The sequence below is a fragment of the Cyanobium usitatum str. Tous genome (assembly GCF_003011885.1).
Classification (GTDB): domain Bacteria; phylum Cyanobacteriota; class Cyanobacteriia; order PCC-6307; family Cyanobiaceae; genus Cyanobium_A; species Cyanobium_A usitatum.
This window is the reverse complement of the sequence record NZ_PXXO01000009.1, coordinates 97,477-106,163: the sequence shown is the minus strand read 5'-3', so window position 1 is coordinate 106,163 and position 8,687 is coordinate 97,477. Positions and strand designations below refer to the sequence as shown.

Sequence of the window (8,687 nt, the reverse complement as noted above, 5' to 3'; positions counted from 1 at the left end):
CCAGACGGAATCCCGTCGAGCGCAAGAACATTGCGTAACAGGACTGTAACGGAAGATTGCGGGATTAGTGAGAAGGCAGGTCGGGGAGGCGCCAAAGCCCTGCTGATGCATCGCATAAGTAGCGCTTATGTCGGGGAGTGGCCGATCACCTGGAGCCCCAGCGTCACCCTCGTACCCACCCGCTTTTGTTTTAATTCCTGCGGCTATTGCAGCTTTCGGCGGCCTCCAGATGGCTTAGATCCGCTAGCTGATGGGCTCAGTGATCCCCAGGCGCAAGCGGCATTGAGGCTGCGCCCTTGGGCTGCGGAGGTGCTGTTGCTAAGCGGCGAGGTGCCGCCCGGCTCCCCCCAGCGCCGCGCCTGGTTCAGTCGTCTGCTGGCTCTTAGCCGTCTGGCCTGGACAGAAGGCCGGCTGCCGCACACAAACGCGGGCCCCCTCTCCATCGCTGAGATGGCCTCCCTAGGCCGGTTTAATGGCTCCATGGGGTTGATGCTGGAAGGGCTCGGCCCGGCCTACGACGCCCTGCATCGCCAATCTCCGAGCAAGCGGTTGGCGGTGCGGCTCGGCCAGTTGGAGCAGGCTGGTCGTTTAGGGATCCCCTTCACCACGGGGCTGTTGCTGGGCGTGGGGGAGTCCGAGGCCGACAGGCTCGCGGCCCTGGAGTTGCTGGCCCAGCTGCAGCGCCGCTGGGGTCACTTGCAGGAGGTGATCCTCCAGCCCTTTCGACCCGATGCCGATGCTGCGCTGTTGCTCAATGCCACTGAGCAGGCCGACCTGCTTGGCACCATTGCCGCTGCCCGGTCAATCCTGCCGCCGGAAGTGCACCTGCAGTTGCCACCGAATCTTTGGCCCTTGCAAGAGCTACCTGCTGCCCTGGCGGCGGGCATCGATGATCTCGGCGGCATCGACAGCAGTGATGTGATCAACCGCGCCTATCCCCAGCCCACGCCAGGTCAGTTGGCAGAAGTGCTTGCCCAGGCTGGCTATGAGCTGACTCCCCGGCTGTGCGTGCATCAAGCCTGGCGCCGCTGTTTGCCGCTCGCTATGCAGCGCCAGGCTCTCCGCGCCGAATCAAGGTTGTTAGCGTCCAAACCTTCCGGACTCAGAAGTCCATGGCCGTGAGCGCCGCGAGCGACCAACGGGTGCTGCTGGTGCGGCTTCCCTGCAATCCAATTTTTCCGATCGGCCCGATCTACCTGGCTGATCACCTGCATAAGCAGTTCCCGCAGCTGCCTCAGCAGATTCTTGATCTGGCGGCAGTGCCCCTGCTTGATGTGGAGCAGGTGCTGCTGCGGGCAGTTGAGGCATTTAGGCCCACCCTGCTGGTGTTCTCTTGGCGCGACATCCAGATTTATGCGCCCGTGGATGGTCGTGGCGGCAATCCCCTGCAGAATTCCTTTGAGGTGTTTTATGCCCGCAACCCCTTGCGGCGTCTGCGCGGGGCCTTGGGTGGCCTGGGGTTGATGGCTTCCTTTTACGGTGAGCTATGGCGCAATTTGCGGTTGGTGCGCCGCGGTCTGCGCCGGGCCCGCCGCTTCGAGCCCCAGGCCACCGCTGTGCTGGGAGGGGGTGCGGTGAGTGTGTTTTATGAGCAGCTGGGCCGCAAGCTGCCCAAGGGCACGGTTGTGTCGGTGGGAGAGGGGGAGCCCCTGCTGGAGAAGCTGATTCGCGGTGAATCCCTGGCTGGGGAGCGCTGCTTTTTGGCGGGTGAGGCACCCCGGGTCGGGCTGATCCACGAACAACCGGCGGGCATGGATAAGACCGCCTGCAACTACGCCTACATCGCCGAGATTTGGCCCCAGCTCGACTGGTATCTCGACGGCGGTGACTTCTACGTGGGCGTCCAGACCAAGCGCGGCTGCCCCCACAACTGCTGCTACTGCGTGTACACCGTGGTGGAGGGCAAGGCGGTGCGCGTCAATCCTGTGGAGGAGGTGATCGCTGAGATGGGCCAGCTCTACGCCAAGGGCGTGAGAGGTTTTTGGTTCACCGATGCCCAGTTCATCCCGGCCCGGCGCTACATCGACGACGCCAAGCAGTTGTTGCGGGCGATTCAGGCCCAGGGTTGGAGCGATATCCGCTGGGCCGCCTATATCCGCGCCGACAACCTCGACGCCGAGCTGGCTGAGCTGATGGTGGCCACCGGCATGGATTACTTCGAGATCGGCATCACCTCGGGCTCCCAGGAGCTCGTGCGCAAGATGCGCATGGGCTACAACCTGCGCACCGTGCTCGAGAACTGCCGCCTGCTGGCTCGGGCCGGCTTCCGCGAGCACGTGTCGGTGAACTATTCGTTCAACGTGATCGACGAGCGGCCAGAGACGATCCGCCAGACCGTGGCCTATCACCGCGAGCTCGAGCGCATCTTCGGTGCCGACAAAGTCGAGCCGGCGATCTTTTTCATCGGCCTGCAGCCCCACACCCACCTGGAGCAATACGGCTTTGATCAGGGCCTGATCAAGCCTGGCTACAACCCGATGAGCATGCTGCCTTGGACTGCTCGCCAGCTGCTCTGGAACCCTGAGCCGATGGGCAGCACCTTCGGCCGCATCTGCCTCGAGGCCTTCGAGCGCAACCCCGGTGATTTCGGCCGCACGGTGATGGACCTGCTTGAACGTGATTACGGCCTCGCCCCACTGGAAGAGGCCCTACATGCTCCAGTGGAGGGGCGCAAAGCCCTGGCTACGGCGACCCGCTAGCCCCGTCTTTGCTCCACCAGCGGCGGCGAATCCAGAGCAGGGCGCCTAGGCCTACCCAGCCAATCAGTCCGCCGATCGGGTTGATGTCGGCGCCACCGGGCCCCACCAGCCAGCCAGGCGCTGCTGGGGAAATCTGCAGCAGGCCCTTCTGCACTAGAAACCAACCCCCCACCAGGCCGCCATGCAGGCCAATTGCTCCCCATAGGGAGCCTGCGTCGGCTCGCCGCTGCAGAGCCAGCACCAGACCCAACAGAATTAGACCCCCCAGCAGCCCCAAGGCCTCGAGCTCAGGGGCCCGATACCAGGGGTGCAGCAGGGCAAAGATCAGCGCCTGCACCACCAGCGCCCGGCGTGCCCCCAGCTGGAACTCCAGTTCACCCCATAGCCAGCCGCGAAATAGCAGCTCTTCGGCAAATCCCACCCCCGCCAGCAGCAGCAGGCCGTTGAGCAGCAGGGCTCCATTGAGCTCCCCAAGCCATTGGGCTTGGCCCGCGATCACTAACCCCTCGGCAACTAGGGCTAGCAAGAGCAGTGCCTTCAGCAGCCCCCGCACGCCGCTGCGTAGGGCAAGGGCACCTGGCACAGCCAATCCCAGGCGCAGCCAGGGATTGGACTCCTGCCAAACTCGCCTCAGCCTCAAAGGCAGGCTGGCAAGCAACAAAACCAGGGCCACCACCAGTCCCGCCAGATCCACCTGGTCGGAGCGCCAGTTGGGGGCTAGGAGGGCAAGAGGCCGGGCCACCAGCCAACCCATTAGGTAGAGCAAGGGCACGTACAACAAGGTGCCCCACCAGTGCGGTCGCACTGCCGCGTTAGCTGCCGCAGCAGGCGGCTCCATCAGCTTTCGGGCTCGAGGCTGCTGCTCAGGCCCTTGCCCTTAAGGGTTTCGCAATAAAACTCAGCGGGCTCTAGATCGCAGACGATCACCAGTCCTACGCCGGTGTTGTGGGCCTCAAGCATTACGGCAATCGCGTCCTGCTCACTGAGCGAGGGCACCACTTGGCGCAGGGTGGTCACCACGTATTCCATCGAGTTGACGGGATCGTTGTGCAGCAGCACCTTGTAGCGGGGCGATGGCTTGCGCACCCTCTCCGGGGCCTTCTCCATCACGGCTGCCCCGCCGCTCTCGCGGCTGGGACTCTGGGTGGCGATTGGCATAGGAGTCATGGCAACAGACATGACGTTTCGCCCTATTAAAGGGCCCGGATGCGCCCCATGGCTTCCTGCACGTTCTCGCGGCTGTTGAAGGCCGAAAGGCGGAAGTAGCCCTCTCCTGCGGCGCCGAAGCCGCTGCCGGGGGTGCCCACTACGTGGGCTTTGCCGAGCAGGTGGTCGAAGAAGCCCCAGGAATCCATGTTTTCGGGGGTTTTCAGCCACACGTAGGGGGCCTGCTCGCCGCCATACACCTGGATACCGGCGGCCGTTAGCTCGCGGCGGATGATCGCCGCGTTTTGCATGTAAAAGGCAACCAGAGCCTGCACTTGGGCCTGCCCCTCGACCGAATACACCGCCTCGGCGCCGCGCTGCACGATGTAGCTGACGCCGTTGAATTTGGTGCACTGGCGCCTGTTCCACAGGGCCCAAAGCTCCACCCGTTCGCCATTGGCGGCAGTGCCCATCAGGCCGCGGGGCACCACGGTGAGAGCGCAGCGGGTGCCGGTGAAGCCGGCGTTTTTGGAAAAGGAGCGAAACTCAATGGCGCACTCGCGGGCGCCTTCGATCTCGTAGATCGAGTGGGGTAGTTCGGGGTCCTGGATGAAGGCCTCGTAGGCGGCGTCAAACAGGATCAGGGCATCGTTGGCGCGGGCGTAATCGACCCAGGCCTGCAGCTGCGCCTTGGTGGCCACAGCGCCAGTGGGGTTATTGGGAAAGCACAGGTAAATCAGATCCACCTTTTCAGTTGGGATCTCGGCGGTGAAGCCGTTGGCAGCGGTGATCGGCAGGTAGGTGAGGCCGCCATAGCGCCCCGCATCGTCGGCGTCGCCGGTGCGCCCTGCCATCACATTGCTGTCCACATAAACCGGGTAAACCGGGTCTGTCACGGCGATGCGGTTGCCCTCGCCGAGGATGTCGAGGATGTTGCTGCTGTCGCATTTCGAGCCGTCGGAGACGAAGATCTCCTCGGCGCTCACCTGGCAGCCGCGGGCCTGGAAATCGCTGGCGGCGATTTTTTCCCGCAGCCATAGGTAGCCCTGCTCAGGACCGTAGCCATGGAAGCCCTCACGGGTGCCCATCTCGTCGATGGCGCCCTTCATGGCGGTGCGGCAGGCCTCAGGGAGCGGCTCGGTGACGTCGCCGATGCCGAGGCGGATGATCTGCGCCTCGGGATTGGCCTCACTGAAGGCCTTCACCCGCCGGGCGATCTCCGGAAACAGGTAGCCAGCCTTGAGCTTGAGGTAGTTGCCGTTGACCTGGGCCATGGTGCGCGGGGTGGGCCGCCGCCGGGCCCGGTGAGTGATGGGGCGATTGTCCTATGCGGCAGATTTGGCTTACGCTGGTAAGCAGGCCTGTGGATGCTCGGATGGATGCTCTGCTCACCCTCTCCTCCAAGGGCCAGCTGGTGATTCCAGCCCGGCTGCGCCAGTTGCTCGGGCTACGCGCCGGCGATCGCCTGGCCCTGAACCTTGAGCCCGATGGCCTGCATCTGGCCCCCCAGGGGGCGGCCAATGCCGCCAGTGCTCATGCATTGATTGGTGCAGCTCACTATGAGGGTGAGCCTGTGCCGCTTGAGCGTATGGACCCGGCGCTCTATGTCTCCAAGGGAACGCCATGACCTTGCCGGTGGCTCTTGACACCAACCTGCTGGTGCGCTTACTCACCAATGACGACCCGGAGCAGGCCCGCCGCGTGGCCGATCTGATCGACGACAGCTCAGCCTGTTTCGTGCCGATCACCGTGGTGCTGGAGCTGGAATGGGTCCTGCGCGGCGCTTATCAATTGCCCCGGGAGGCGATCATTCGGGCCTTCCGTGGCTTGAACGCGATCCGCCAACTGCATCTGGAGCAGGAGGAGCAGGTGTTGCAGGCCCTCGAGGCCTATGCCAAGGGCCTGGATTTCGCCGATGCCCTGCATCTGCTGCGCAGTGAGGGCTGCGCGGCTCTGGTCAGCTTCGATAGAGCTTTCGTGCGCAAGGCTGGCGAGCTGGCGCTCACGCCGGCGGTGCAGCAGCTCTGAGCCCGGTGCTGCATACGATCAACTCAGCTTCCAGCCGCCGTGCCCGTGACCGTTGCCACCTCGGCTGATGCGCCGGTCGACTTTGACGCCCTGGTTGATCTGGGCATCAGCAAGCCCGCCCGCTACCTGGGCAATGAGCTGGGGGTGAAGCCGCGCGACTGGGAGGCCGATTGGCAGGCGGTAGGGGTGCGTTGGGCGCTCACCTACCCCGAGGTCTACGAGGTGGGGGCAAGCAACAGCGGCCACATCATTCTCTATTCAATCCTCAACGCCGTTCCCGGCCAGCTGTGCGATCGCAGCTACCTGCCTGCTCCTGATCTGGCGGCACGCCTGCGCGAGCGCGGCGCGCCCCTTTTTGCGGTCGAGAGCCGGCGGCCCCTGGCCGCCTTCGACATCCTGGGCTTCTCGCTCAGCTACGAACTGGGTGGCACCAACATCCTTGAGATGCTGGAGCTGGCCGGCATTCCGATTCGGGCTGCTGAGCGGGGCGACCTACCCCTGGCTCACCCGGATGCGCCACCGCTGATCTTTGCCGGCGGCCCCACCGCCACCAGCAACCCGGAGCCCTTTGCTGCCTTCTTCGACTTCGTGGCCCTCGGCGATGGCGAGGAGCTGCTGCCTGAGATCGGCCTGGTGGTCGCTGAGGCTCGCGCAGCCGGCCATACGCGCCGGCAGCTGCTGCGCGATCTGGCTCAGGTGCCTGGCGTGTACGTACCCTCGTTATATGGCCCCGGCGTCGATGGGGTGTGCATCGAGCCGCTCGAACCAGGCGTTCCTGCTCGGGTTCAGCGGCGAACGGCCACGCCGATGCCCCACTACGCCATGGGGTTGGTGCCCCATATCGAAACCGTGCACGACAGGCTCACGGTGGAAATTCGCCGCGGCTGCACCCGCGGTTGCCGTTTCTGTCAGCCGGGGATGCTGACTCGGCCTGCCCGCGATGTGGAGCCAGAAGCGGTCATTGAAGCCGTTGAGGAGGGCATGGGCCGCACCGGCTACAGCGATTTCTCGCTGCTTTCGCTGAGCTGCTCGGATTATCTGGCTCTGCCTGCGGTGGGGGTGGAGCTGCGCAATCGCCTGGCTGACAAAAACGTCAGCCTCACCCTGCCTAGCCAGCGAGTGGATCGTTTTGATCAAAACATCGCCCACATCCTGGGCGGTACCCGCAAGGCGGGCCTCACCTTTGCGCCGGAGGCTGGCAGCCAGCGTCTGCGCGACATCGTCAATAAGGGGCTCACCGACGCAGAGCTGCTGGCCGGCGTGCGTACGGCGATGGAGAACGGCTATCGCAAGTTGAAGCTCTATTTCATGATCGGTCTGCCGGGTGAAACTGACGCCGACGTGCTCGGCATCGCCGATACCTGCCAGGCCCTGCAAGGGCAGTGCTCCGATCTCGGCCGGCTGGAGCTCAACCTCACGATCAGTAATTTCACGCCCAAGCCCCACACGCCATTCCAGTGGCACAGCGTCAGCACCGATGAATTTCGGCGGCGTCAGGAGCTGTTGCGCCGAGCCCTGCGCCAGTTGCGGGGCCTCAAAACTAATTTCAGTGATGTGCGCCTTTCCGCGGTGGAGGACTTTGTCGGCCGCGGCGACCGTCGCCTCTCAGCGGTGATTGAGGCGGCCTGGCGTGCCGGGGCGGGATTGGATGCCTGGTTTGAGTCGGCCGAGCGCAGCTACGCCGCCTGGACCGGCGCGATCGAGGCGGCGGGACTGGGTGGCCGCTACCGCCAGCTGGAGCTAGGCGCCTGGAGTGCGGCTGAGGCTATGGAGACTGCGGATTTGGAGGCCTTCTGCCGCCAGAGCCTGCCTTGGGACCATATCGATTCTGGCCTAGATAAGCGCTGGCTGGCCGAGGACCTGCAGCGCGCCTTGGCCGCCACTGTGGTGCCCGATTGCTCCTTTGAAGGTTGCAGTAGCTGTGGCGTGTGCGGCCCGGAGCTTGGCCACAACGTGGTGATTCCGCCGCCTGCCATTCCGGCGGCTCTTCCCCAGCGGGCCCCTGCCAGCGACCGGGTCGACCGGCTCCGCATTGGCTTTGCCAAAACTGGCTCCCTGGCTTTGATTAGCCATCTAGACACCTTGCGGATGCTGGAGCGGGCCCTGCGCCGCTCCGGCTTGCCGGTGAGTTTCACCGGTGGCTTCCATCCTCTGCCTCGCCTGCAGCTAGCCCTGCCGCTGCCATTAGGGGTAGAGGGCAGCGGCGAGTGGCTGGATTTGGAGTTCACCGAACAGGTGGATCCAGGCCTGGTGCGCTCTCGATTGCAGCGTGAGCTTCCACCTGGCTTCCAGCTGCTCTCGGCTATTCGGGTTGAGGTGTTTGGCGTCAGCCTTTCCCAAGAGCTGGCCTCAGCCCATTGGCAGTTTGTTTTGCAGCCCCAAGCCGGGGCACCGCCTACCTCGGAGCAATGGCAGCAGGCCCGCGCCAGCCTGCTCGCCGCCGAGACGCTGATGTGGAACGACACAGATAAAAAGGGTCGCCCCCGCAGCCGGGATTGCCGGCCGTTTCTGCTCGATTTGCAATGGGCGGAGCCGCAGTCGGATGGTTCCTTGCTGTGCACCCTTTGGGCTGCGATCGATGCTGCTGGCCGCAGTCTCCGCCCTGAGCAGGTGCAGCACTGGCTCGCTGAACGGCTCGGTCAATCCCTTGCCCTGAGTGACTTGCGGCGGAAGGATTTGGTGCTCAAGCCGTGCTAATTTTCCACGAAGGCGAATAGCCGATTGGACTCGGTTTATTGATCGAGTTCCAGCGGTTGCCGGTAGCCAGATTCGCTGGTCTAACCGCCCCAGGACACCTCTGTCCCAGTCTTCGCC

Annotated in this window: 8 protein-coding genes; 5 read left to right on the top strand and 3 right to left on the bottom strand. The window is 64.4% G+C overall.

Translation table 11 applies throughout. The features are described 5' to 3' along the window. Window positions 1-105: 105 nt before the first annotated feature. Together cofG and C7K55_RS09260 are read left to right on the top strand one after the other, a co-directional pair. Window positions 106-1,122, top strand: a complete 1,017-nt coding sequence (gene cofG / locus C7K55_RS09265) for a 7,8-didemethyl-8-hydroxy-5-deazariboflavin synthase subunit CofG (RefSeq protein WP_106632434.1) — start codon at window positions 106-108, stop codon at window positions 1,120-1,122. Next, window positions 1,119-2,699 carry a photosystem II high light acclimation radical SAM protein gene (locus C7K55_RS09260; RefSeq protein ID WP_396094835.1) on the top strand — a complete coding sequence of 527 codons (1,581 nt, stop codon included), beginning with the start codon at window positions 1,119-1,121 and terminating at the stop codon, window positions 2,697-2,699. Before cofG ends, C7K55_RS09260 begins: the two co-directional genes overlap by 4 nt. On the opposite strand, the gene C7K55_RS09255 is transcribed toward C7K55_RS09260, so the two are convergent. The 3 genes from C7K55_RS09255 to C7K55_RS09245 are packed head-to-tail and all read right to left on the bottom strand — an operon-like array spanning window position 2,683 to window position 5,119. Then, window positions 2,683-3,537 (bottom strand): CPBP family intramembrane glutamic endopeptidase, encoded by an 855-nt coding sequence (locus C7K55_RS09255; protein WP_106632432.1) that lies wholly within the window; start codon window positions 3,535-3,537, stop codon window positions 2,683-2,685. The two genes, C7K55_RS09260 and C7K55_RS09255, sit on opposite strands and share 17 nt — an antisense overlap. Beyond that, window positions 3,537-3,878 (bottom strand): ATP-dependent Clp protease adapter ClpS, encoded by a 342-nt coding sequence (gene clpS / locus C7K55_RS09250; protein WP_420912803.1) that lies wholly within the window; start codon window positions 3,876-3,878, stop codon window positions 3,537-3,539. The genes C7K55_RS09255 and clpS overlap by 1 nt, the downstream gene beginning before the upstream one ends. Window positions 3,879-3,892: 14 nt before the next feature. Continuing rightward, complete coding sequence (locus C7K55_RS09245) at window positions 3,893-5,119, bottom strand: LL-diaminopimelate aminotransferase (protein ID WP_106632430.1); 1,227 nt, start codon at window positions 5,117-5,119, stop codon at window positions 3,893-3,895. A gap of 89 nt (window positions 5,120-5,208) precedes the next feature. On the opposite strand from C7K55_RS09245, the gene C7K55_RS09240 reads away from it, so the two are divergent. The 3 genes from C7K55_RS09240 to C7K55_RS09230 are packed head-to-tail and all read left to right on the top strand — an operon-like array spanning window position 5,209 to window position 8,570. Continuing rightward, complete coding sequence (locus C7K55_RS09240) at window positions 5,209-5,472, top strand: AbrB/MazE/SpoVT family DNA-binding domain-containing protein (RefSeq protein ID WP_206603499.1); 264 nt, start codon at window positions 5,209-5,211, stop codon at window positions 5,470-5,472. Then, window positions 5,469-5,873: a type II toxin-antitoxin system VapC family toxin gene (locus C7K55_RS09235; protein WP_106632428.1), complete on the top strand. Its 405-nt coding sequence runs from the start codon at window positions 5,469-5,471 to the stop codon at window positions 5,871-5,873. The genes C7K55_RS09240 and C7K55_RS09235 overlap by 4 nt, the downstream gene beginning before the upstream one ends. Before the next feature lie 45 nt (window positions 5,874-5,918). Beyond that, entirely contained in the window at window positions 5,919-8,570 is a 2,652-nt protein-coding gene (locus C7K55_RS09230) for a TIGR03960 family B12-binding radical SAM protein (RefSeq protein WP_106632427.1), read from the top strand. The last annotated feature ends 117 nt before the right edge of the window (window positions 8,571-8,687 follow it).

Excerpts from the sequence above, each read along its gene's own strand:
- cofG (WP_106632434.1), top strand. The coding sequence starts at position 106 with ATGCATCGCATAAGTAGCGCTTATGTCGGGGAGTGGCCGATCACCTGG.
- C7K55_RS09255 (WP_106632432.1), bottom strand. The coding sequence starts at position 3,537 with ATGGAGCCGCCTGCTGCGGCAGCTAACGCGGCAGTGCGACCGCACTGG.
- clpS (WP_420912803.1), bottom strand. The coding sequence starts at position 3,878 with ATGTCTGTTGCCATGACTCCTATGCCAATCGCCACCCAGAGTCCCAGC.
- C7K55_RS09245 (WP_106632430.1), bottom strand. The coding sequence starts at position 5,119 with ATGGCCCAGGTCAACGGCAACTACCTCAAGCTCAAGGCTGGCTACCTG.
- C7K55_RS09235 (WP_106632428.1), top strand. The coding sequence starts at position 5,469 with ATGACCTTGCCGGTGGCTCTTGACACCAACCTGCTGGTGCGCTTACTC.